The 23,772-nt window shown below is 48.1% G+C and carries 24 protein-coding genes, 1 pseudogene and 1 riboswitch; of the genes and pseudogenes, 7 read left to right on the top strand and 18 right to left on the bottom strand.

Annotation, left to right across the window (positions count from 1 at the left end; all coding sequences use genetic code 11):
- Nucleotides 1–4: 4 nt before the first annotated feature.
- From thiC to glyA, 11 genes are all read right to left on the bottom strand, one after another.
- The gene (gene thiC / locus AELLOGFF_RS00595) at nucleotides 5–1,900 is read right to left on the bottom strand and encodes a phosphomethylpyrimidine synthase ThiC (protein WP_159266841.1); all 1,896 of its coding nucleotides are present in this window, start codon (nucleotides 1,898–1,900) and stop codon (nucleotides 5–7) included.
- A gap of 111 nt (nucleotides 1,901–2,011) precedes the next feature.
- Nucleotides 2,012–2,121, bottom strand: a riboswitch (TPP riboswitch).
- Between the two features lie 68 nt (nucleotides 2,122–2,189).
- On the bottom strand, nucleotides 2,190–3,389 hold the full coding sequence (gene purT / locus AELLOGFF_RS00590) for a formate-dependent phosphoribosylglycinamide formyltransferase (protein ID WP_200842674.1): 1,200 nt from the start codon (nucleotides 3,387–3,389) through the stop codon (nucleotides 2,190–2,192).
- A 53-nt stretch (nucleotides 3,390–3,442) separates the two neighbouring features.
- Nucleotides 3,443–3,919, bottom strand: a complete 477-nt coding sequence (locus AELLOGFF_RS00585; protein ID WP_159266839.1) for a phosphatidylglycerophosphatase A — start codon at nucleotides 3,917–3,919, stop codon at nucleotides 3,443–3,445.
- 18 nt (nucleotides 3,920–3,937) lie between these two features.
- Complete coding sequence (gene thiL, locus AELLOGFF_RS00580) at nucleotides 3,938–4,906, bottom strand: thiamine-phosphate kinase (protein WP_159266838.1); 969 nt, start codon at nucleotides 4,904–4,906, stop codon at nucleotides 3,938–3,940.
- 18 nt (nucleotides 4,907–4,924) lie between these two features.
- On the bottom strand, nucleotides 4,925–5,431 hold the full coding sequence (gene nusB, locus AELLOGFF_RS00575) for a transcription antitermination factor NusB (RefSeq protein ID WP_159266837.1): 507 nt from the start codon (nucleotides 5,429–5,431) through the stop codon (nucleotides 4,925–4,927).
- Nucleotides 5,432–5,531: 100 nt separating this feature from the next.
- Entirely contained in the window at nucleotides 5,532–5,996 is a 465-nt protein-coding gene (gene ribE, locus AELLOGFF_RS00570; RefSeq protein WP_327785470.1) for a 6,7-dimethyl-8-ribityllumazine synthase, read from the bottom strand.
- A gap of 53 nt (nucleotides 5,997–6,049) precedes the next feature.
- Nucleotides 6,050–7,183 carry a bifunctional 3,4-dihydroxy-2-butanone-4-phosphate synthase/GTP cyclohydrolase II gene (gene ribBA, locus AELLOGFF_RS00565; RefSeq protein WP_159266836.1) on the bottom strand — a complete coding sequence of 378 codons (1,134 nt, stop codon included), beginning with the start codon at nucleotides 7,181–7,183 and terminating at the stop codon, nucleotides 6,050–6,052.
- Nucleotides 7,184–7,223: 40 nt separating this feature from the next.
- Entirely contained in the window at nucleotides 7,224–7,883 is a 660-nt protein-coding gene (locus AELLOGFF_RS00560; RefSeq protein WP_159266835.1) for a riboflavin synthase, read from the bottom strand.
- Nucleotides 7,884–9,047 (bottom strand): bifunctional diaminohydroxyphosphoribosylaminopyrimidine deaminase/5-amino-6-(5-phosphoribosylamino)uracil reductase RibD, encoded by a 1,164-nt coding sequence (ribD, locus tag AELLOGFF_RS00555; RefSeq protein ID WP_159266834.1) that lies wholly within the window; start codon nucleotides 9,045–9,047, stop codon nucleotides 7,884–7,886.
- A 2-nt stretch (nucleotides 9,048–9,049) separates the two neighbouring features.
- A complete protein-coding gene (nrdR, locus tag AELLOGFF_RS00550; protein ID WP_159266833.1) occupies nucleotides 9,050–9,523 on the bottom strand; it encodes a transcriptional regulator NrdR in 474 nt (157 codons plus the stop codon).
- A gap of 128 nt (nucleotides 9,524–9,651) precedes the next feature.
- Nucleotides 9,652–10,914 carry a serine hydroxymethyltransferase gene (gene glyA / locus AELLOGFF_RS00545; RefSeq protein ID WP_159266832.1) on the bottom strand — a complete coding sequence of 421 codons (1,263 nt, stop codon included), beginning with the start codon at nucleotides 10,912–10,914 and terminating at the stop codon, nucleotides 9,652–9,654.
- A gap of 227 nt (nucleotides 10,915–11,141) precedes the next feature.
- Between glyA and ettA the strand changes: the two genes are divergently transcribed.
- The 6 genes and pseudogenes from ettA (at nucleotide 11,142) to AELLOGFF_RS00515 (ending at nucleotide 17,173) form a co-directional block, all read left to right on the top strand.
- The gene (gene ettA / locus AELLOGFF_RS00540) at nucleotides 11,142–12,803 is read left to right on the top strand and encodes an energy-dependent translational throttle protein EttA (RefSeq protein ID WP_159266831.1); all 1,662 of its coding nucleotides are present in this window, start codon (nucleotides 11,142–11,144) and stop codon (nucleotides 12,801–12,803) included.
- A 535-nt stretch (nucleotides 12,804–13,338) separates the two neighbouring features.
- Nucleotides 13,339–15,033 carry an AIPR family protein gene (locus AELLOGFF_RS00535; RefSeq protein ID WP_159266830.1) on the top strand — a complete coding sequence of 565 codons (1,695 nt, stop codon included), beginning with the start codon at nucleotides 13,339–13,341 and terminating at the stop codon, nucleotides 15,031–15,033.
- 73 nt (nucleotides 15,034–15,106) lie between these two features.
- Nucleotides 15,107–15,757: a signal peptidase I gene (gene lepB / locus AELLOGFF_RS00530; protein ID WP_159266829.1), complete on the top strand. Its 651-nt coding sequence runs from the start codon at nucleotides 15,107–15,109 to the stop codon at nucleotides 15,755–15,757.
- A gap of 654 nt (nucleotides 15,758–16,411) precedes the next feature.
- Entirely contained in the window at nucleotides 16,412–16,630 is a 219-nt protein-coding gene (locus AELLOGFF_RS00525) for an addiction module protein (RefSeq protein ID WP_159266828.1), read from the top strand.
- Between the two features lie 92 nt (nucleotides 16,631–16,722).
- A pseudogene (locus AELLOGFF_RS18180) lies at nucleotides 16,723–16,938 on the top strand (hypothetical protein); the annotation flags it as partial.
- A 73-nt stretch (nucleotides 16,939–17,011) separates the two neighbouring features.
- Nucleotides 17,012–17,173: a hypothetical protein gene (locus AELLOGFF_RS00515; RefSeq protein WP_159266826.1), complete on the top strand. Its 162-nt coding sequence runs from the start codon at nucleotides 17,012–17,014 to the stop codon at nucleotides 17,171–17,173.
- Between the two features lie 114 nt (nucleotides 17,174–17,287).
- On the opposite strand, the gene AELLOGFF_RS00510 is transcribed toward AELLOGFF_RS00515, so the two are convergent.
- From AELLOGFF_RS00510 to AELLOGFF_RS00480, 7 genes are all read right to left on the bottom strand, one after another.
- The gene (locus tag AELLOGFF_RS00510) at nucleotides 17,288–17,557 is read right to left on the bottom strand and encodes a BrnA antitoxin family protein (protein WP_159266825.1); all 270 of its coding nucleotides are present in this window, start codon (nucleotides 17,555–17,557) and stop codon (nucleotides 17,288–17,290) included.
- Nucleotides 17,544–17,843: a BrnT family toxin gene (locus AELLOGFF_RS00505; protein ID WP_159266824.1), complete on the bottom strand. Its 300-nt coding sequence runs from the start codon at nucleotides 17,841–17,843 to the stop codon at nucleotides 17,544–17,546. Before AELLOGFF_RS00505 ends, AELLOGFF_RS00510 begins: the two co-directional genes overlap by 14 nt.
- Before the next feature lie 242 nt (nucleotides 17,844–18,085).
- Nucleotides 18,086–18,832, bottom strand: a complete 747-nt coding sequence (locus AELLOGFF_RS00500) for an SDR family oxidoreductase (protein ID WP_159266823.1) — start codon at nucleotides 18,830–18,832, stop codon at nucleotides 18,086–18,088.
- 72 nt (nucleotides 18,833–18,904) lie between these two features.
- Entirely contained in the window at nucleotides 18,905–19,597 is a 693-nt protein-coding gene (locus AELLOGFF_RS00495; RefSeq protein WP_159266822.1) for a histidine phosphatase family protein, read from the bottom strand.
- The gene (locus AELLOGFF_RS00490; protein WP_159266821.1) at nucleotides 19,597–20,670 is read right to left on the bottom strand and encodes a phosphotransferase family protein; all 1,074 of its coding nucleotides are present in this window, start codon (nucleotides 20,668–20,670) and stop codon (nucleotides 19,597–19,599) included. The genes AELLOGFF_RS00495 and AELLOGFF_RS00490 overlap by 1 nt, the downstream gene beginning before the upstream one ends.
- Nucleotides 20,660–21,475 carry an SDR family oxidoreductase gene (locus tag AELLOGFF_RS00485; protein ID WP_159266820.1) on the bottom strand — a complete coding sequence of 272 codons (816 nt, stop codon included), beginning with the start codon at nucleotides 21,473–21,475 and terminating at the stop codon, nucleotides 20,660–20,662. Before AELLOGFF_RS00485 ends, AELLOGFF_RS00490 begins: the two co-directional genes overlap by 11 nt.
- 59 nt (nucleotides 21,476–21,534) lie before the next feature.
- The gene (locus AELLOGFF_RS00480; RefSeq protein ID WP_159266819.1) at nucleotides 21,535–22,755 is read right to left on the bottom strand and encodes an acyl-CoA dehydrogenase family protein; all 1,221 of its coding nucleotides are present in this window, start codon (nucleotides 22,753–22,755) and stop codon (nucleotides 21,535–21,537) included.
- Between the two features lie 99 nt (nucleotides 22,756–22,854).
- On the opposite strand from AELLOGFF_RS00480, the gene AELLOGFF_RS00475 reads away from it, so the two are divergent.
- A complete protein-coding gene (locus AELLOGFF_RS00475; protein ID WP_235035557.1) occupies nucleotides 22,855–23,772 on the top strand; it encodes a LysR family transcriptional regulator in 918 nt (305 codons plus the stop codon).

The following is a 23,772-nucleotide window of genomic DNA, read 5'->3' as shown; positions in this document are numbered from 1 at the left end:
GCATTTACACTTTTTGGTAAATTTGGCTACCTTGCTCCTTAAACTCCAGCGATTTTTTCTGCATCTCAGCCTCGACATTTTCTGTCTCTAACTTTGCCGCATAATCCCTGACATCTTGGGTAATTTTCATTGAACAGAACTTTGGCCCACACATAGAGCAAAAATGCGCGACCTTGGCGGACTCTTTTGGCAGGGTTTCGTCATGGTAGGCACGGGCGGTATCGGGGTCTAATCCAAGATTAAATTGATCTTCCCAACGAAATTCAAAACGCGCCTTGCTTAATGCGTTATCTCGCAACTGTGAACCGGGGTGACCCTTGGCCAAGTCTGCAGCATGGGCTGCAATCTTATAAGTGATAATGCCGGTTTTCACATCGTCTTTATTGGGCAAGCCCAAATGTTCTTTGGGGGTGACATAACAGAGCATGGCACAGCCATACCAACCTATTTGGGCAGCACCAATTCCCGACGTAATGTGATCGTAGCCCGGTGCAATATCGGTTGTTAGCGGCCCAAGTGTATAGAAAGGTGCCTCGTCGCAATGCTTTAATTGCTCGGTCATATTTTCTTGAATCATTTGCATGGGTACATGACCGGGGCCTTCAATCATCACTTGCACATCGTGTTTCCAAGCGCGCTTTGTTAGCTCTCCCAAGGTGCGAAGCTCACCAAATTGGGCTTCGTCGTTGGCATCGGCCACGGAGCCCGGACGCAAACCATCGCCTAAAGAAAACGACACATCGTAGGCCTTCATAATTTCGCAAATATCATCAAAATGCGTATAAAGGAAATTTTCCTTGTGGTGCGATAAACACCACTTAGCCATGATAGATCCACCCCGCGAAACGATGCCGGTAACGCGCTTGGCCGTCAGCGGAACATAACGCAACAAGACCCCTGCATGTATCGTGAAGTAATCAACACCCTGCTCGGCCTGCTCAATTAAGGTGTCACGAAACACTTCCCACGTTAAGTCTTCTGCTACGCCATCGACTTTTTCTAATGCTTGATAAATCGGCACTGTACCGACCGGCACGGGAGAATTACGCACAATCCACTCACGGGTTTCGTGAATGTTTTTTCCCGTCGACAAATCCATCATGGTATCCGCTCCCCAGCGAATACCCCATGTCAGTTTGGCCACTTCTTCTTCGATAGATGAACCTAGGGCAGAGTTACCAATATTGCCGTTTACCTTAACCAGGAAGTTACGGCCAATAATCATGGGCTCTAATTCTGGGTGATTAATATTTGCTGGGATTATTGCGCGGCCACGGGCGACCTCATCCCGCACAAACTCTGGGGTAATTTCTTTGGGAATGCTGGCACCAAAATCATTACCGGGGTGCTGATAACCTAGCTCGCCAAAGGCTTCTCCAGCCTCTCGCGCCGCAGCCAAAGACATATTTTCACGAATGGCAATGTATTCCATTTCTGGCGTGATAATACCCTGCCGAGCATAGTGCATTTGACTCACATTTTTGCCCGACAATGCCCGCCGAGGCTTGCGCTCTAAATCAAAACGCAGTTGTTGCAAACTTAAATCGGCAGCCCGCTTGCGGCTATACTCTGAGCTGTCACCGGCAAGAAGTTCGGTGTCTTCACGGTCGACAATCCACTGCTCACGAATTGCTTGCAGGCCTTTGCGAATATCAATATCGGCCTTGGGATCAGTATAGGCACCGGAAGTATCATAAACCCGCACTGGCGGATTGGGCTCTAACCGTGTTGTACCGTCATTGGATTGTATGGGGGTTGGCGTAAGTGCAATTTCACGCATCGGCACGTTGATATCGGCACGACTTCCCTGCACATATATTTTGGATGAACCCGGCAAGGGCTCAACAGATGCGGCATCTACTTGGGCAGTATCACGTAGTAACGGATAATCAGAACTCATTATTTCCCCTTTTCGCGCAATATCATGCACGCCTTTGAATCGACTGTTTAAATAAAACCAAAGAAAGGAAACCAGACTGGCGTTACGCCAAGTTCACGACAGAGGGACCTCTGCTGAGAATATCTTGTTTCCTACGCTGGCATTATCCAGATCAGGTAATACGGGATTCGAAAACGATCTCAGCCTTGTGCGCTTACGCGCAGGCACCCCGACAAGAGTTAAGAAGTGTAGGCGCATGACTTACGAATAACAAGCCAAATTGTTTACGCCATAAAATAAGTTTAGCTTTTTATAAAGTCACAATAACAGCTGCTGCCACTGATCGCGCTTTGCTCCGCGCCTCTTCAATGTCGGCACCACGCGCAAGGCCAACGCCCATGCGTCGCTTGCCACTCACTTCGGGTTTGCCAAACAAACGGAGTTGGGTATCAGGCGCCTCTAGAGCAAATTCTAAATTGCCAAATGATACTCGCTTAGATTCACCCTCTACCAAAATGACTGCAGATGCCGAGGGGCCATGTTGCTGAATATTGGGGATAGGCAAACCCAGTATGGCACGCGCATGAAGGGCAAATTCGGAAAGATCTTGTGACATTAACGTGACTAGCCCAGTGTCATGCGGGCGCGGCGACACTTCACTAAAAATCACCTCGTCGCCCTTCACAAACAATTCAACGCCGAATAAACCCCAGCCGCCCAGCGCCGCCGTTACCTGCTCGGCAATCTCTTGTGAGCGCTGTAAAGCAGTATCTGACATTGACTGCGGCTGCCAAGACTCTTGATAATCACCGTCTTTCTGCAAGTGGCCAATGGGTGCACAGTAACTGGTATCCGTATCATCACTCGCGCCGCGATGACGAATAGTGAGCAATGTAATTTCATAATCGAAATCGACAAAGCCTTCAACAATGACGCGACCGGCACCAGCGCGACCACCTTCTTGGGCGTAACTCCAAGCGGCATCAATGTCGGTCAAACGCTTCACCAAGCTCTGCCCCTTGCCCGACGAGCTCATAATGGGCTTAACCACACAGGGCAAACCTATTTCAGCAACGGCAGCATCGAACTCTTCTTTGCTGTCAGCAAAGCGATAACTGGAGGTAGGCAATTCGAGTTTTTCAGCCACTAGGCGACGAATGCCTTCACGGTTCATGGTGAGCTGTGCGGCACGCGCAGTGGGAACCACATTAAAGCCTTCTCGCTCTAGCTCAAGCAGCGTGTCCGTTGCGATGGCTTCAATTTCCGGCACAATATAATCTGGTTTTTCCAATTCGATGACGCGTCGTAATTCAGCGCCATCCAACATAGAGAATGTGTGGCTGCGATCAGCCACTTGCATGGCCGGTGCATTCTCGTATCGATCACAGGCAATCACTTCCGCACCCAAGCGCTGTAATTCAATAGCAACTTCTTTGCCGAGCTCTCCGGCGCCACAAAGTAAAACTTTACACGCGGTATGGCTAAATGGCGTTCCTAGTGTGACCATGATCTTCCTCGCTTAAATAAACAATGCGGCTCAGTGCTTTGTGAGCAAATTCGCGATTAACTTAAAACAAAACACAGCTGCAAAATAACAAAGGCATATATCCCTGCAAGTACATCGTCGATCATAATACCCAGACCGCCGTGCACTTTGGCATCCAACACGCGGATGGGCCACGGTTTCCAAATATCAAATAGCCGAAATAAAGCAAAGCCCAGCGCCACCCAAAAAAGACTAAGTGGCACTAAAAATAGCGCAATCCACACACCGACAAATTCATCCCAAACAATGCCACCGTGATCGTGTACCCCTAAGGCTTTTGCAGTTTCACCACAAAAATAAACCCCTGCAGCAAACGCAATGATCAAGGCAATAATATAATTAGCGGGCGATAAAAATTGCAAAACATACCAGATGGGCAGAGCGGCTAAAGTACCAAATGTGCCGGGCGCTTTTTTTGCCAGACCACTACCAAACCCCACCGACAAAAGGTGCACCGGATTTTTTAAAAGTGAAACTGGAATTTTTGTTGCCATATTAAATAGTACCCAGCGTTAAAAATGTTGGTAGCCACCGACTGGTGTATACACATTATTTTGCGCGTCAAAGCAGCGTAATCCGCTGCCAGCTTGAATAGAGCCTATCTCAGTTAAGGCCACGTTTAATGTTTGTGCAAGCGCGACAACCTCCGCCCGGCGCGATGCTGGCGCGGTAAAACAAAGCTCATAATCATCACCCCCGCTGAGGGCTGAATCAATGCTTCCACCGTGCTCAGCAAGCGCTGCCGAGATCGGCAAGTCTGACAGGCGAATAACACCAGCAACGCCGCTCGCCTTTAATATATGCCCCAAATCTGCCACTAGACCATCGGAGATATCAATTGCGGCTGTGGCGAGATTTCTCAATTTTTGCCCAAGCGCTAAACGAGGTACTGGCGCATGATAACGCGCAAGCAACTCACGCTGACTAGGGAGTAATTCGGAAGATTCTGTATTTAAAAATGCCAGCGCTGCATTGGCATCACCTAAGTGACCAGAAACAAAAATGGCATCTCCGACTTGGGCACCACTGCGCAATAACGCCTGCCCTGCAGGTGCCGAGCCCATTACCTGTAAACTCAAACACAGTGGCCCACGGGTGGTATCTCCCCCCACCAATATCATTCCGAATTCGGCGGCGGCGTCTGCAAGAGAAGATGAAAAAGCCGCTAGCCAATCTTCATCAACAGCAGGCAGAGTCAGCGCCAAGGTAAAAGCCATGGGCGACGCGCCACTGGCAGCCAAATCACTCACGCATACAGCTAGCGCTCTACGAGCGAGTAACTGCGGCGAATAGTTGGCAGGAAAATGAACTGACTCGACAAGGGTATCAACTGACAGCAACATTTCGTCACCCGCCGGAAGCGATAACACCGCACAGTCATCGCCTATTCCACAGCGAACACGCTCCGCCTGTGCTGCGGAAATCCGGCCAGCGCCTTCGCGAAAATAACGCTGAATAATGTCGAACTCAGATGCCGGCATAATGCATTGATCGGCAGATTATTCTGCCGCGTCCGGTTTATTGGGTTTGATGTTTTTACCCTTTTTTTCTGCAGCGACTTCTACCGCACGACACTCTGCAGCCACACGATCTAACACGCCATTTAAGTAGCGATATCCATCAGTTGCGCCAAAGCGTTTGCCGAGGTTAATAGTTTCATTAATCGCGACTTTATAAGGTACATCAATCCGGCGTAAAAGCTCGTAGCTGCCCATGCGCAACAGACACAATTCAATGGGATCTAAATCCGTTATTTTGCGATCTAAATGCTTTTCAAATAGCTCATGCAAGGCCGTTATCTGAGCGGGTATATTGTGTACTAGGTCGTGAAAAAACTCTTTATCGACATGGGTCATGTCGTAGTCAGTTTGAAATTGGGCTTCAATTTCATTCAATGCTTGGCCGGCCATATGCCATTGATACAATGCCTGCATTGCATAATGACGCGCTTTGCGCCGGTCTGCCGCAAGTTGGTTGCGGGATGGATTAGGGAGACGATTAGCCACAAAATATTCTCATGCTTGGTGGAAAAACCACACTTAAAAAACCGTGCTACCGCCTAAGGGCAGCACGAAACAATACTGGGCAAAGCCCAGCCTTTACAACTTACAGCTGCTTCAACAAACTGACCATTTCAATTGCTGACATCGCCGCTTCTTCACCTTTATTGCCCGCTTTGGTGCCAGCGCGCTCAACAGCTTGTTCAATGGTGTCTACGGTTAAGACCCCAAAGGCAACGGGCACACTGTACTGCATCGTTACCTGCGCCAGGCCTTTTACACACTCACCCGCAACGTATTCAAAGTGCGGGGTGCCACCGCGAATTACCGCACCTAGCGCAATAATGGCATCGTAATTTTTACTGTCGGCCACTTTTTGGCAAACTAGCGGGATTTCAAAGGCTCCAGGCGCTCGAATAATGGTGATATTGTCATCGGCTACGCCATGACGACGCAAAGTATCTAATGCGCCCTCCAAAAGACTCTCTACAACAAAGCTGTTCCAGCGACCAACCACAATCGCAAATTTACCCGCTACCGCGACAAAATTACCTTCGATAGTTTTCATCATCTATTCCTTTCCAATTTGCAGTCGTAGTTTAAAGCTACAATCAGCAGTATTTTTTAACTATTTGCTACCACGTTATCTGGACTAACAAACTCGACAACCTCTAAATCAAACCCGGAGATTGCATTGTATTTAACCGGCGCACCCATTAAACGAATTTTACCTACACCAACCTCACGCAAAATCTGCGAGCCAAGACCAATATTAAAATAGGTGGTTTGATACTGCACACTGTCACCTTGCAGAGGTGACTTAGTGCCTTGCGCAATACCTAAATCTGCCAAGATAGATTCTGGCGTCTCGCGATTAGCCAGCAGTACAACCACCCCACCATGCTCAGCAATGGTTTCTAAGCTGCGGTGCATATTCCAACCGGTTGTTGAACCTGGCGGCTGAGTTTGCAACAAGTCACGAATTGACGACCCCAAGTGCACCCGTGTCAGGGTCGGGGTATCAGCGTTAATGTCCCCTTTCTGAACCGCAAAATGCACTTCACCAGCAACAGAATCTTTATAAGCATGCAACAGAAACTCACCAAAATCGGTGGCGATGGTTGCGCTACTGATTTTTTCAATTGTCTGCTCATGCAAGACTTGGTAGTGAATCAAATCGGCGATGGTGCCCATTTTTAAATCATGCTCAGCGGCAAATACTTCAAGATCTGCACGGCGAGCCATGGTGCCATCTTCGTTCATAATCTCGCAAATTACGCCGGTTGCTTCAAATCCGGCCAAACGCGACAAATCACAGGCCGCCTCTGTATGCCCCGCTCGGCTCATTACCCCACCGGGCTCTGACATTAACGGAAAAATATGACCCGGCTGCACAATATCTGCCGCCACCGCATTGCGCGCTGCCGCCGTTCTTACCGTATGCGCGCGATCCGCGGCAGAGATGCCGGTTGTTACGCCTTTTGTCGCCTCAATAGACAAGGTGAACTTTGTGCCAAAGCCCGACGCATTACGGTCTACCATCAGGGGTAAATCAAGCTGTTTACAACGCTCGCGCGTCATTGGCATACATATTAAGCCACGGCCATATTTGGCCATGAAATTGATATCTTGTGGCCGGACACATTCGGCGGCCATGACAAGATCACCTTCATTTTCGCGATCTTCATCATCCATTAAAATAACCATTTTACCCAGACGAATATCCTGGATGAGGTCTTCAATTTTACTCATTGCCATAGTGTTGCCTTGCCTTTTTGCAGCGCCAATACCTGAAACATTAAGAGCGCCCTTTCAAAAAACCATTCTCGGCCAATGTGGCCATAGAAATCCCACTGTCAGCAGGCTTTTTTGCCTGTAGTAATCGCTCAAGATAACGCGCGACAACGTCAACTTCCAAATTTACTTCTGTACCTACTCGATAATGCTGAATAATTGTTTCTGCCGCGGTATGAGGCACAATATTTAATTCCAGCACATTACCGTTTACTTTGTTTACAGTCAGGCTAACGCCATCAATACATATCGACCCTTTGGACGCAATATAGTGCTCAATACTTTTCGGCGCTTCCACGGCAAGTCGAATCGAGCGCGCATCAGCCACGCAACTTAATACACTGCCAACCCCGTCGACGTGGCCACTAACAATATGGCCATCTAGACGACTGCTCGCCAACATCGCTCTTTCCAAATTTACCGATTGCCCAACTTTAGCCTTAGCAAAGGTGCTCAGCGATAAGGTCTCATTCGAAACATCCGCCCAAAACCCATCAGCGAGTATAGACACCACCGTTAAACAGACACCATTACTGGCAATGCTATCACCTAGCTTTACCTCTGCCATGGGCAAACTAGCACTGCTAATTTGCACCCGCATATCACCACCGCGCAGCTCAGTTGCTGCAATAGTGCCTACTGCCTCAATGATGCCGGTAAACATTTACACCCGCTCCGGTACATCTTCAGCGCCAACCGTATTAGGCACGCGGCAGTGGATTCGCCAATCTTTGCCCACCGCACGAATATCTACAATATCTAAGGCCTGTTGCTCTGCCATGGTGATCATTGGCCAGTCGAGCAAAGGGCGACCACTGCTTCCCATCACACATGGGGCCATATACACATACCATTCATCCACAATGCCGGCTCGCAATGCGGCGCCCGCCAGAACAGCACCGGCTTCTAATAAAACCTCATTACAATTCAGCTCGCGCAAATAAGCCATTAAGGCTGGTAAGGCCACCCGGCCATGGCCGTCATCTTCGATAATAACCACCGTTGCGCCTGCGGCCTCCAACGGTTTATGTCGCTCAACATCAGTCACCCGTGTGGCGATGAGTATCTCGCCACCGCCAGCAAATAATTTTGCGCCGACCGGTGTGCGCAGCGAAGAATCGACAATCACCCGTAATGGCTGACGCCAATCACCATCGAGCGCGATGGCAGCATCATCGTCGGCAGAAAAGTTTTCTGCTCGTACCGTTAATGCCGCATCATCATGTAAAACTGTTTCTACACCGCTTAATATTGCACAGCTCTGCGCGCGTAGCTTTTGGACATCTGCCCTCGCTGCGGGGCCGGTAATCCACTGGCTCTCGCCCGATGCCATTGCGGTTCGGCCATCAATACTACTCGCTGATTTCAGCCGCAACCAAGGTAGACCACCCCGCATCCGGCGCATAAACCCTATATTTATGGCTTCTGCCTGCGCGGTCATTAGACCCACATCAACCTGAACACCCGCTTCACGTAACCGTGTAATGCCACGACCAGCAACCAGCGGATTGGGGTCTTCTATCGCCACCACCACTCGGCTAACACCGGCATTAATCAGGGAGTCTGCACAGGGAGGCGTTCGCCCCTGATGACTGCAAGGCTCCAAGGTGACATACACGGTTGCCGCGCGCGCATCGGCTAAATTCGCCAGTGCATTCACTTCTGCATGGCCACTGCCGGCGCGCTGATGCCAGCCCTGCGCCAGCAGTTGATCATCGCGACAAATCACACAGCCAACTCGTGGATTGGGGCTGGTGGAATACCGGCCACGCTCCGCTAGACGCAGTGCTGTGGTCATCATCTGTCGGTCAAAATCACTGAAGCTCATGGCTACTCACCAAGCTCCGAACCGGGCTCTGCAGAGAGTCGGTCTATTTCAGCGCGAAATTCTTCAAGATCTTGAAAGCTGCGATACACAGAGGCAAAACGCACATAGGCAACATGATCCAGCGCCTTTAAGGCTTCCATCACTTGCTCGCCAACGTCGCGACTATCTATTTCACGCTCTCCGGTGGCTTGCAAACGCCGCTTAATGCCGCTGATTTCAGCCTCGATATTTTCGACGCTGACCGGTCTTTTTTCTAAGGCTTTTAACACCCCTGAACGCAATTTAATCTCGTCGAAGGGTTCGCGAGAGCCGTCAGTTTTGATGATTTTGGGCATCAACAGCTCAGCACTTTCATAAGTGGTAAACCGTTCAGAGCAAGACAAACACTCTCGACGACGACGAACCTGACCACCATCGGCCACTAAGCGCGAATCGATCACTTTAGTATCGTCAAAATTACAAAACGGACAACGCATGACTCTGCCTCAAGGGCTGGGGAATTGATCAAAGTTTAGCACAAGCATACTCAGGCTAAATGCCCACGGAGCAACATCGCTGCGCTAAAACCAGACGGCGCCAAAGCACCGTCTTTCGATCACTCTTGCTAGGCGTAAACAGGAAAACGCTTACAGATCGCTAACACTTTGTTTTTTACTTCTTCTATTTTGGCAGTGGCATCACCCGCTTCCAACGCTTCTAGAACATCACACATCCAGTTAGCCAACTCAACACACTCCGCTTCTTTAAAGCCGCGAGTGGTAACCGCGGGTGTACCAACACGCAGACCACTAGTGATGAACGGTGAGCGCGGGTCGTTAGGAACCGCATTTTTGTTGACGGTGATATTTGCTGCGCCCAAGGCCGCATCAGCATCTTTACCGGTATACGATTTACCGATTAGATCAACCAGCATTAAGTGGTTTTCGGTACCGCCAGATACGATATTAATACCGCGCTCGATGAAGGTATTCGCCATCGCCTTGGCGTTTGCCACTACTTGCTTTTGGTATACCACATACTCCGGCGCCATCGCTTCTTTAAAGCTAACCGCTTTTGCAGCAATAACGTGCATCAATGGGCCGCCCTGACCACCGGGGAATACCGCTGAGTTCAGTTTCTTTTCAATTGCTTCATTAGCCTTGGCTAAGATCAAACCGCCGCGTGGGCCACGCAGTGTTTTATGGGTTGTGGTGGTGACCACATCCGCATACGGCATGGGATTTGGATATACACCAGCCGCAACCAATCCCGCTACGTGAGCCATATCTACCATTAAATATGCGCCCACTTTATCGGCGATTTCACGGAATTTTGCCCAGTCAACAATACCTGAATAAGCAGAGAAACCCGCCACAATCATCTTGGGCTTATGCTCTAAAGCAAGCGCCTCAACCTGTGCATAATCAATTTCACCGGTTTCATTATTTAAACCGTACTGAACCGCATTGTAAGTTTTACCCGAGAAGTTGGGCTTGGCACCGTGAGTCAAGTGACCACCCGCGTCCAAACTCATACCCAATACCGTTTCACCCGGCAAAACCAAGGCTTGGTATACAGCGCCATTGGCCTGAGAACCCGAATGGGGTTGCACGTTTGCGTAATCTGCACCAAACAAGGCTTTAGCGCGCTCAATCGCTAGCGTTTCCGCTTTATCAACGTACTCGCAACCACCGTAATAACGCTTACCAGGATAACCCTCAGCGTACTTATTGGTGAGGGCAGTACCCTGCGCCTGCATCACTGCGGGGCTGGTGTAGTTTTCAGAAGCGATTAACTCGATATGCTCTTCCTGACGCACCTCTTCTTCTTGAATCGCAGACCAGATTTCGTCGTCGAAACCGGCAATTGTCATCTCTTTGCTAAACATCACTACCCCCGAGGCATACACAGGCTTTGAAAAGCCGCGCATTGTACAATAAATGCACGCTTTCGGCACCGTTTAATGCTATCCATAATGACCACCCAGATAATTCTCCGCCAGTAACTACCTAGCTCGACAAAACATTGCGGAACGGCGCAGCTTTCGGTACCGTTTCGCCTATTTAATTATCGTCGAATCTCGACGACCACGTGTTTTGTCAGGAGCCCGTCCGCATGGCGCAATTTGTCTTTACTATGAACCGCGTAAGTAAGGTTGTACCACCTAAACGCGAAATTCTACACGACATCTCATTGTCCTTTTTCCCCGGCGCAAAAATAGGTGTACTAGGCCTAAACGGTTCCGGTAAATCGACGCTATTAAAAATCATGGCTGGCCTGGATACCGAATTTAACGGCGAAGCACGGCCACAGCCCGGCACCAAAATTGGTTATTTGTCTCAGGAGCCGCCCTTAGACCCAAGCAAAGATGTCCGTGGCAATGTTGAGGAAGGCGTAGCTGAAGCCAAAAACGCCCTCACCGAATTAGATCAAGTTTATGCAGCCTATGCCGAGCCAGATGCGGATTTTGATGCCTTGGCTAAACGTCAGGCACAGCTAGAAGATATTATTCAGGCCACTGACGCCCACAACCTTGACCATAAACTCGAAATTGCCGCTGACGCGCTGCGCCTGCCGCCGTGGGATGCCGACGTTAACACCCTATCAGGCGGTGAGCGCCGACGCGTTGCCCTGTGCCAATTATTGCTATCGAACCCCGATATGCTGCTTTTAGACGAACCTACCAACCACTTGGACGCTGAGTCTGTGCATTGGCTGGAACGGTTTTTGTGTGACTTTCCTGGCACGGTGGTGGCGATTACCCATGACCGCTACTTCCTCGACAACGCCGCTGGCTGGATTTTGGAATTAGACCGCGGCCGCGGTATTCCCTATGAAGGCAACTATTCTGATTGGCTTGAAGCTAAAGATGCGCGCTTAGCACAAGAGGCAAAGTCGGATGCCTCTCGTAAAAAGACCATTGCCACAGAATTAGAATGGGTGCGCAGCAACGCCAAAGGACGTCAAAGCAAGAGCAAGGCGCGCTTGGCGCGTTTTGAGGAGATGAACTCTCAAGAATTCCAAAGCCGCAGTGAAACCAACGAAATCTACATTCCACCCGGACCTCGCCTTGGCGACAAAGTCATTGATGTAAACGGCGTTAGCAAAAGCTACGGCGACCGCGTGTTAATCAATGATTTGAGCATGTCGATTCCCAAGGGCGCCATTGTCGGCATAATTGGTGGTAACGGCGCGGGTAAATCCACCTTGTTACGGATGATTACCGGCAAAGAAACACCAGATAGCGGCACTATCGATATTGGCGAAACAGTCAAACTCGTCTCTGTAGAGCAGATGCGTGACAACCTAGACGACAACAAAACCGTCTGGGAAGCCGTGTCTGAAGGGCAGGACATTTTGCGTATCGGCAGCTATGAAGTGCCATCCCGCGCGTATATCGGCCGATTTAACTTTAAAGGCAGCGACCAACAAAAACGAGTGGGCGAACTGTCTGGCGGTGAGCGCGGTCGACTGCATTTAGCCTGCACCCTCAAAGAAGGCGGCAATGTATTACTGCTCGATGAGCCCTCAAACGATTTGGATGTTGAAACCCTGCGCGCACTGGAAGACGCCTTGCTAGACTTCCCCGGCTGCGCCTTGGTTATCTCGCATGATCGCTGGTTCTTAGATCGGATTGCCACCCATATCCTCGCCTATGAAGGAGATAGCGAGGCGGTATTCTTTGAAGGCAACTACACCGAATACCACGCTGACTTTGTGGCGAGAAAAGGGAAAAACGCCGGCCCCAAACGCGTGAAATACAAAAGGCTCAAGTAATACGCGAGCAGCAAAATGTGGGGGAATTACGAGTGCACATTAGCATGCAATGCATTCCCCCACGTAAAGAAAACTGAATATCAATATCTTGTTGGTGAGGCTCGGATCTGGCTGTAGTGTGCCAAAAGCGGTCATCATTTCTTTAGCTGTAACCTAGCTGTCTGTCGCCAAAGTAAACATCCAGATCGACCTATTCTCCGACGGAGCCAAATCTCATTCACGCTTATTAAAATCGTGTTCAGTAGAAGCGGGCTCACTAATTCTACCGACAGTCATCTAAGTTGTTGATTTATATTTAAACCGGTTTATGATCAAAAAAAGGGAATAAAGAAAAGATATAAGGAGTCAGTCTTGCTAACACCGACAGAATTTTCCGCGACACACACTCAAGCCTTTGATCGAAGAGCCTTTTTCAATGACCTCCCGAATATTCCCGCCGAGATAGGGGGCCAAAGTGATATAAGGCCCAAGTCTTCCTAATAAAACGGTTATAACTCTGGTAAGACTCAATCATCAACTAAGTGGTGAAATCGAAATGCCGAATAATGATCAAATCCTTTTGGGGGAACTCCTGCGGCAAGAAGCGGATGAATTCCAAGAATCGTTTACAGAAAGTGAGTTTTTTGAATTTTATTCAGCAATTCAGATACTCAAAGAGTATGAGCTTAGCTATGATGAAATTAAGGCAGGTATCGCTGGTGAAAGTCTAGATGGCGGCGCGGATTCCGTATTTACTTTCGTCAATGGTGATTTAGTTAAAGAGGATTCAGATGTAAAAGAAAAATATAAAAAGAACCCAGATATTGAACTCGTTATTATACAAAGTAAAAAAGAGAACGGTTTTGGGGAAGATGCCCTTTTAAAGCTATCAAGGCTATCTAAGAACCTACTGGACCTAGAGTTTGATCGGAATAAATTCTCTGGTAGATACAACGAGGCCGTTCTTTCTTCATTTGAGCTATTTAAACGCACGTATGTTTCTTTAGTGACAAAACGCCCTTCATTGAAGATTTGCTTTAATTACGCATCTATGGGTGTTGATGTTCACGCAAACGTCAAAAAGCAAGCTGACGATCTTATAAGCGATGTTAAAACTATGCTGCCTACTTCATCTGTAACTGTCAATTTTGTCGGTGCGAAAGAGTTGGTAGCATTGAGCCAAGAGAGACCTAACGAGGTGTTTAGGTTGCCTACCGTTGCAAATCCATTGTCAACATCAGAAAAGGTATTTGTGGCACTGTCAAATATTAGGGATTATTTCAAATTTATTTCAGACGAAAATGGGAAATTATTACGCCACATTTTTGAATCAAACGTAAGAGATTACCAAGGGAAAACTAACGTAAACAAAGAAATCCAAACTACCCTTAAGAGCGATATTAAAGAAGAGTTTTGGTGGCTTAATAACGGAGTAACTATTCTTGGTACCGACGCAACAACGCCCGGTGGCAAAGAACTAATTGTTCACAACCCCCAAATTGTAAATGGATTGCAGACATCATCTGAAATTCACAGATTCTTCACTGATAATCCTGACAGACTCGATAATGAAGAAAGATCAGTACTTCTTAGAGTAATTGTTCCTGAAGATGAAGAAACTCGTGACAAAATAATTAGAGCCACAAACAGTCAGACTCCGATACCAAAATCATCTTTGAGAGCTACGGATAATATTCACAGGAAGATAGAAGATTATTTCAAGCCTCGAGGACTGTTTTATGATCGCAGGAAGAACTTCTACAAAAACGACGGGAAAAAGCCTAAAGAAATAATTAGCATACCCTTTTTGTCTCAGTGTTTAATGTCTGTTCTTCTTCAGCGACCTGACACTGCCAGAGCTAGACCTTCGACCCTGCTTGAAAATGATGAGTCTTACGAAAAGCTTTTCCACGAAAATACCACTCTGAATACCTATTTTGTAGTTGCATCTTGGGGGCGAGACGTTGAGCTACGTTTGAAGGCGATCAAGAAGTATGAAGCTGCGGAAAATAGTGACATTAAGTTCTATGTTTTGTATTACTTATCTTGTGCAAAAATCAACAGCTTATATCCAAGCAATAATAAGATTGAAAATCTAGAAGCGGCAGATTTTCTTGAAGAAAATATTGATGCAGCTATTGATGCTTGTTACGACATTTATAGGGAGCTTGGCGGCAGCGACAAGGTTGCCAAGGGAGCCGATTATCTAGATAAAATCAAGGAGAAGTTGAGAGCGGAGTATGGGTTATAACAATCAACTCCAGTCTGACTGGCTGGTACTACGCGCGTTATGTGTTACCAATAATTTACATAGGAGAAACCTGATGAGAAATTGGATTTTTAAAAACTGGAAAGAAAATAGGTCGTTTTTTCTTTTTATCACTTTGATGTTTGTGTTCCGAAGTGCATTTGCCGATTGGAATACAGTTCCAACTGGGTCAATGAAGCCGACTATTCTTGAAGGAGATAGAATACTGGTTAATAAGATAGCTTACGACCTTCGGGTTCCGTTCACACATATCTCTTTATATAAGGTCTCTGATCCTGTGCGGGGTGACATTATCGTTTTTGATTCAAAGGTCTCTGGTAAAAAACTAGTCAAAAGAATTGTTGGTATTCCAGGTGATATTGTTGAGTTAAATAACAATGTTCTGCGCATCAACGGTGAACCGCTAGCCTATAAAGATATTGGTTCATCACAATTAACTACTGATAGAGTAGAAAATTTATTTGGCATCAAACACTCTATCAGAGTGAAAAAGAACGGCTCTAGATTGTCTAGCTTTAAGTCAGTAGCAGTTCCTGCTGAGTATTATCTAGCTCTAGGAGACAACAGGGATAATAGTGCAGATTCTAGAGTTATTGGTTTTGTTCCTCGAAATGAAATAGTTGGCAGGTCTAAAAGTGTAGTCATGTCATTCAATTATGAAAATTTTTATATCCCCCGAAAAGATAGGTTTTTTCACACGCTATAATTTTTAAAAGAAGATATGACTATGAGTACTATTTATGTATTACCTATTCCATTTGTGTTTTGTTCAACGCCGAAAGTGCATGTAGGGGCTGGATAGTCTATCACATAATCGGGTAGCCGAGGGTCTCCAACCCTCAGCCCCCACAACACCCTACATGCGGATCCACACAGGGCGTTTCACTAAGAATGGTGAAGCTTGATCCAAGCATCGCGCAATTCATAAAGTCCCTGAGATTTTAAATAAGCTTTGGACAAGGCTTGATTAATCCCCTATATTTTGGCGCTGCGCCATGGGCCTTCGCCTAAAAGCGCCGACTATTGATGCTGGTAATGCCACACAAATATGATGTTTTGACTCATCCACTCGCGTTTTGCCTTCCAAGGCCCTACTTTTGGTGCGCCCGGCCTCCTTCAGACCATCCCTCACGGCTTAGCCCTTACCATTCGCTAGTAGTTTATCGTCTACTTACAACATGGTGTTCGACGGTGATCTTCCTACAGAGAACTTTCACCTCATTAGTTTATGCCCATGCTGGGCGTACACAAGTCAAAGCAGTGGATTCGCTACGCTCTCCGCTGTTTGCGGCATTATATTTACTAAAAGCACCTCCCAAGCTATTATCTACCGCGTTATAAACGTCTTTGAGCTTACACCATGGACAACACAACAAAATCAGTTATTAATCAGGCACTTGAGTTATCGTCTCAGGAGCGAGCAATTATCGCTGAGCAACTTTTATCCAGCCTAGATCACCCAGATTCAGAGATGGACAAAATTTGGGCAAAAGAAGCCGAAACAAGGCTTGATGCACTTAAGCAAGGTAAAATCCAAAAAGTTCCCGCTGAATCGGTATTAGGCACCGGCAAGCGGTGAACGTTTCTTTCCTTGATGTTGCAATATCAGAGTTTAACGATGCTGTCGAATATTATCAGTCTGAATAAGAAGGTTTAGGTTTACGTTTCAAAACCGAGGTGAGTCGAGCAATTTCAAGAGTCGCTTCTCACCCCACCGCCTACCAATTACTAAGTGAGCGGACAAGGAGGTGTCTAATTGCTAAATTCCCCTACGGTATTATTTATCAGCAACTCGATAATGAGATTCTTGTTATAGCTATCGCACATCTTCATCGTCATCGTCATCGTCATCGTCAACCAGACTATTGGCTATCTCGTAAATCGTAAATATAATCGGTTAACCGAGGGTCTCCAACCCTCAGCCCCCGCATGCCGATCTGCACAGGGCGTTTCACTGAGAATGGTGAAGCTTGATCCAAGCATTGCGCAATTCATAAAGCCAAGAAAAACGTGGCAGTATTCGGACGAGTTTAAAGTTAAAGCCATTCCGTTAAGCTTGATTGACGAGATTCAAGTAAAAGAAGCTGCAGGCACAATCGAAAACGGCTGCATTCATGAATAGGATATAGCTCACCAATGGAATATGAGCGAAATGCAGCATGAAAAAGCAACGTGTCCGTTTTATCGGGTAAAGATCACCTAACGTGCCGGCAGACTGAGATCTTAACGCAAATCGTTACCGGCGGTTTTCTTGAACTTCTTTGGCGAGCCAGACTTTGATGAGAGATTGATAAGGCATGTCCCTTTTATTGGCCTCAACCTTGATGCTATCCAGCAAGCCTTCAGGGAGCCGCAATGAGATAGTCTTCGTTGAGGGCTTCAGGTTAGGAAGGATAGCTCGCTTAGCTTTGCTCAAATCCAAGTATTCACTTGAATCATGGTTTTCCCAAAACCCACGTTCTTCCTGCTCTGATTTAAAGTCCGGTATTCTCTTAAGCTTTGTCATAAATCATTTTCTCCTTCCGGTGCATGTCCCGGGCGGAAATTACACGTATGAGCGTGCCGGTTTCCCTGAGGGTAAAGGTGATGTGCAATTTTCTGCCATCATTGGTTTTGCCGTAGGCGTGGTATCTAACTTCCTTGTGACTATGTTTGTCGTCAAGCAACAGCAGAAGCGGATCGTTAAAAAACACCTGCTCGGCCTCAGCCTGAGCAACCCCATGTTTTTCTTCGCTTTTTCTGGAGTTTCCATCATCCCAGTCAAAGCCGGTTATCTTGTTTAGGCTGAGCATTTGTGTATGTTTTCATAATATACAAATATCGTCAAGGCGCTAACAAAGCCAAGCACCGCGACGTATTAGCGGCGCTATGTGCATGAGTGTTAATTTCATTAAGTGATATCTTGGGTAGTCGAAAAGATTCTGAATAGTACTAAGTTATAAGAAGAAATAAGAGATCATTTTGAAACTATGGGAGCTTCCGCAACCACAAATGTGGAATTTAACGGATGCACTCAACTCGGCCTCAACCACCTTCAGGTCATTTTAGACACAATACTCAAAGGAAATATCTTCATTGCCAAGCCAACCGCAACCCAAGGCCAAGCAGGCACTTTAGCTTCTGCGGGTTCTTTCTCAATAGCTTTGACTAGCGACTTACAACCCGATGCTAAATCGACTCTCATTGGTGCCTTTTTCATTCCCTCGTTGATTGGGGTAAGAATGAAGCCCGGTAAAATGCAGCTCACCTTTATTGGCGTGTTCATCATATCGGCGCGAATACCTTCGGTCATATTACGCAAACCAGCCTTACTCGCGGCATAAACATTTAAGGCTCTTGCACTACCCCGCAAGGCGCTCATTGACGATACCGTCACCAAGTGACCACTATTTTGCGCTCGCATTATCTCTAAGGCTGCTTCACACTGGGCCAAGGCACCCACAAAATTGGTTTCTGCGGTCTGTCTATTTGCCTCAAAATATCCTGTGCCTAAAGAGGCGCCTTTTCCCATGCCGGCATTAACAATCACGCGGTCCAAACTACCCATATCTTCTTTAAAGGCCTTAAACACCTCAAAAACTTGCGGATAATTACACACGTCTAATTCACGAATATACACACTGATATTGGGGTGCGCCGCTTCCAATTCTGCCTTTAACTCTAGCATTGGCTGCAAACGTCGCGCGCACAGGGCGAGATTACACCCTTTGGCGGCAAACTCTCTTGCCATGCCTTCGCCCAAGCCGGAGCTGGCACCCGTAATCAAAATATTCTTACGCATTTTTATTCCTTTCAAAAACATAAAAGCCAGGCCCACTTCAGTCAAGAGACCAAAGCTAACCAGACAAATTAGTTAACGGTGGCTGAGTAATTTTCGGTGGTGGCCATCAAAATGGCTGTGCTCATTGACACTTGCTAAATTCAATCCCGCTGAACCAGCAATAACTTTACTGTAGGCCGCATTGGCCAATTGCCAACTTAACTGGGCAGTCATGTCATTGCTTAAACCCAGTAATTTGCGGCACACCACAGAGATCGCGCCACCCGAGGTAAAAACAAAGACGTTGCCTTTGCGCCCCTCTGCTGCCGACAATAGGCCGCGCTCAACTCGCTGACAAAACTTATCCCATGTCTCTGGGTAATCAGCATTATGGTCGCCATTCACCCAGCGCGTCATTGCCATGGCAAAATGACGCTGAAAACCCGCACGCGGATTGTCCCCCGCCATGTCAGCTATCAAGGCATCTGCCTTGCCCGGTAGTGCCGTATACGCATCTATCAAGCCCTGATGGTCATATTCGTCCCAGTCTCGCGCTTCCTGCCAGGGCACATCATCTGACGACAAGTTTAATGCCGCCATACATTGCTCAGCCGTTTGTCGGTGGCGTCGCATACCGCCGCAAATTACGCTATTTGGTATCACCCCCCGTGCCGCGAAAGCCTCCCCAAGATGAGCAGACTGACGTATACCCAATTCTGAAAGCTGGTCGTAATCTTCGGCATCGAAGGACGCTTGACCATGACGAATTAAATACAGTGCTGGCACTATCTCTGCCTCCGAATAATTCGCTGGCAGCGACGATCTAAATACCAAACCACCAACCACATATTTTTAAATGCAGGGTTGTCGGTTTGCTTATGATGATAGCGATAGTAGATTTGCTGAATTATCACCGCCAAGCGGAACAAGCCAAACACTTCGTAGAAAGGCCATTTATCGATACTCAGGTCCATTTTTTCGCAGTAGTAAGCCACTACTTCGTCGCGGCTTAACATACCCGGCAGATGGGTGGGTTGACGCCGAGTGGCGCGCATTACTTTATCGTCGTCGGCTTGCACCCAGTAGGCAAGAGCACTGCCTAAATCCATTAAGGGATCACCGAGGGTTGCCATCTCCCAATCGAGAATGCCAAGCACCTCTGACGGCTGCTCTGGATTGAGCACGACATTATCAAAACGGAAATCATTGTGAATGACGCAAGTTCGGACATCGCCGGGGGTATTTTCTGCCAACCAAGCCATCACTTTTTTAAAGCTGGGCACGTTCCACGTCTTCGACTTTTGGTAACGCCCACTCCAGCCCCGCACTTGTCGCTCGCAATAACCTTCGCCTTTACCCAACGACGCCAAGCCCGCAAGCCCATAATCTACTTGGTGTAACGCGACGAGCTTGTCGACCACCGATAAACACAAATCCCGCGTCTGCTCAGCACTTAGGGATAAACCTTTGGGCATATTTGCCCGCGGGATTAAACCGGAAATACGGCGCATCACATAAAAATCGCAGTCGATTACCGACTGGTCTTCACAGAACGCCAACATCTCCGGCACAAAGGGAAAAACCGGCGCCAGCGCTGCCTGCACTTTATATTCCCGCCCCATGTCATGGGCCGACTTGGCTTTGGTGCCCTTTGGTGGTCGTCGCAAAATGAGGTCGTGAGTTGGGTACGCCAAACGGTAAGTCCAGTTCGAGGCACCGCCACTATACTGGGTGACCACTGGGTCACCGGCCAAACCATCAATCCGCGGTTTTAGCCATGCATCTACTGCGGCAATATCCAGCTCTTCACCCCGACGCACGCCACCAGCAACATCAACTAGCTTGCTATTATCTGACATCGTGCTTACTCATCATGCGGCGGGCTTGTTTTAGCATCAAGGCGCGGAAATGGGTAAACGGTAACCAACGCTTTAAGCGCCAAATATTGCGGCCTTCGGGGTGCGGTAAAATATAAAATTCGCCCTTTTCAATAGAGGCAAACACGCGACTGGCAATTTCATCGGCACCGAGCTTGGCTTTGTTCACCAAGCGCTGAGCTGCTGCTTGCGAATCGGCATCAGATGCCCGTACCGACTCAGCGAGGTTAGTACGGAAAAAACTTGGGCAAACCACGGATACCGCAATATTATCAGGGTCCAATTCCAAGGTGAGCACCTCAGAAATTGCCACCACCGCGGCTTTGGTCGCACAATACGACGCCATATTGGGCGGCGAAATCAGACCCGCCAAAGACGCCACATTCACCAAATGGCCACTGCCCTGCGCCTGCATCAGTTTGGCGAAAACTTTACAGCCCCGCACCACCCCAAGCACATTGATATCCATAATCCATTCCCAGTCACTCAATGGGAATTCAGTAATACCACCGGCAGAGGCAACGCCCGCGTTGTTCACAACCACATCGACACCACCCCATTCACTGAGCAGCCAGTCCGCCACAGCTTGCAAGGCACTCTCTTGAGTAACATCGCAATGACAGTAATGCGCGGTGGTTTTAGCTTGCAGTTCAGCCAAGGCTTCAGCGCCACGACCATCATCCACATCACCAATACATACCCAATAACCCGCGTCAGCGAAACAATTAGCCAACGCCCGACCCAAGCCGGACGCCCCTCCCGTGATAAAAACCCGCTTTGCACTCATTGAACCGTCGCCCCCGTCTGATCGTTTTGCATGTCACACCACTACCTGTGGGCAACGACCTATTTATATTTGGCTAACTCTACTCTGGCAATCAGCCCTCTGTGCACTTCATCTGGGCCATCCGCCAAACGTAGCGCCCGCGCCATCGCGAACATGGCCACTAACGGCGTATCGTTAGACACACCAGCGCCACCGTAGATTTGAATGGCCGCATCAACCACATTTTGCAGTACGTTTGGCGCCACTACTTTAATAGCAGAAATTTCAGTCAGCGCCGACAAGGCACCCACATTGTCAATTTTCCATGCTGCATACAGTGTCAGTAAGCGTGCCTGATCAATGGCAATACGCAAATCTGCTAAACGCTCTTGGTTACCACCTAACTTAATAAGCGGCTTGCCAAACGCGACCCGTGAATTACCGCGCTTGATCATCAGCTCAAGACCTTTTTCTGCTGCACCTAGGGCACGCATACAATGGTGTATTCTGCCGGGCCCAAGCCGACCTTGGGCAATTTCAAAACCACGGCCTGCACCCAAAATCATATTCTTTTTTGGGACTCGCACATTTTCAAACCACACTTCGCCATGCCCTTCTGGGGCATCAAAGGTATTAAATACAGGCAGCATGCGCTTGATCACTACGCCAGGTGTGGTCATGGGTACAAGCACCATTGAGTGCTGACTGTGACGAGCAGCTTCGGGGTTGCTCACCCCCATGAAAATACCGATCTCGCAACGGGGGTCGCCCACACCTGATGACCACCATTTTTTACCGTTAATCACCAAGTCGTCACCGTCCTCGACAATTGTTGCCTCCATATTGGTGGCATCAGAGGACGCAACATCCGGTTCTGTCATAAAGAATACTGAGCGAATTTTTCCTTCTAACAGAGGCTCCAACCATTGTTGTTTTTGCTCTTCGCTGCCGTACTTCCACAACACTTCCATATTGCCGGTGTCTGGTGCACTGCAATTAAAAATTTGTGGCGCAAGATGCGAGCGGCCCATTTCTTCCGCTAGCGGTGCATACTCTAGAGTAGATAATCCCGCACCGCGCTCATCGTCATGCAAAAAGAAATTCCACAGGCCAAGTGCTTTAGCCTCGGCTTTGAGCTCTTCTATTTTGGGGTCGACTTGCCACTTGGTCCAATCACCACCAGCGGAGCCAGCAAGCATCGCCGGCAATAATTCGGCCTCTACCGGCTCTATTCGCTCGCGGATAAAAGCGCGGACTTGATCAATTAATTCTTGGCAACGGGGGCTGTGATTAAAATCCATGACGTACTCTCCTCAATTATTATGTTAAACATACGACGTGTTTATATATCAGTCTAATTTATTATAAAAATGTTATATCATCATTTCTGTGAATGCTTTATGGCCAACAACAATATGGATCTAAATCTCTTTAAAGTCTTTGATGCGGTATATCGCGCCAACTCCCTTACCGAGGCAGCCAAAGCACTACACATTACCCAGCCGGCAGTCAGTAACGCCTTGGCACGCTTGCGGGAGCACTTTGACGACCCCTTGTTTGTACGCCGAGGCCGGAGCATTGCCCCCACACCATTAGCAGACAGCATTGCTGCCGAGATCAGTAATTCGCTGACCACCCTGCAGGAAAGTTTACACCGCGGCCAAGAATTCGACCCAACGACCTCCAAGCGCCGTTTTGTTATTAGTATGGGCGACCCCATGGAATTCGTCGCCCTGCCCAGCCTGTTAGCGCAACTGCAAAAAAGCGCTCCTGGCATTCGCTTACAAAGCCAGCGCTTAGTAAGAGATCAACTCAGCCGTCAATTAATCAGCGGCGAGCTATCCATGGCCATCGATATTCCCCAAGCCGTCGACCCCAGTATTGAGCAACAATTTTTATTTAGAGACGACTTATGGGTCATGATGCGCAAAAACCACCCACTGGCAGAGCATAGCCTAAGTTTGAAAAACTACCTGAATGCACACCATGTTTCGGTGTCTGGCCGCAGCCGCGGGAGTGTTATTGAAGATGCGGCTCTCAATCGCAAAGGCTTGAATCGCAATATTACTTTACGCGGGCAAAGTTACTACTCAGCCAGCCATATTGTGGCTGAATCCGATCTATTACTCACGCTGCCTCGGCATTTAGCGCTGCGCTTTCAAGACTTTTTACCACTACACATACTCCCACTACCAATGAAACTACCTGCTCTTGAGGTGCAGTTATACTGGCATCGCAGCGCCAATAATGACACCGCCCACCAGTGGCTAAGGGCGCAAATTCATCAGATTATTGCTCAGAACAATCGCGAAGAGTAA

This window comes from Zhongshania aliphaticivorans, assembly GCF_902705875.1.
GTDB classification, from domain to species: domain Bacteria; phylum Pseudomonadota; class Gammaproteobacteria; order Pseudomonadales; family Spongiibacteraceae; genus Spongiibacter; species Spongiibacter aliphaticivorans_A.
This window is presented reverse-complemented; position numbering and strand designations above follow the sequence as displayed.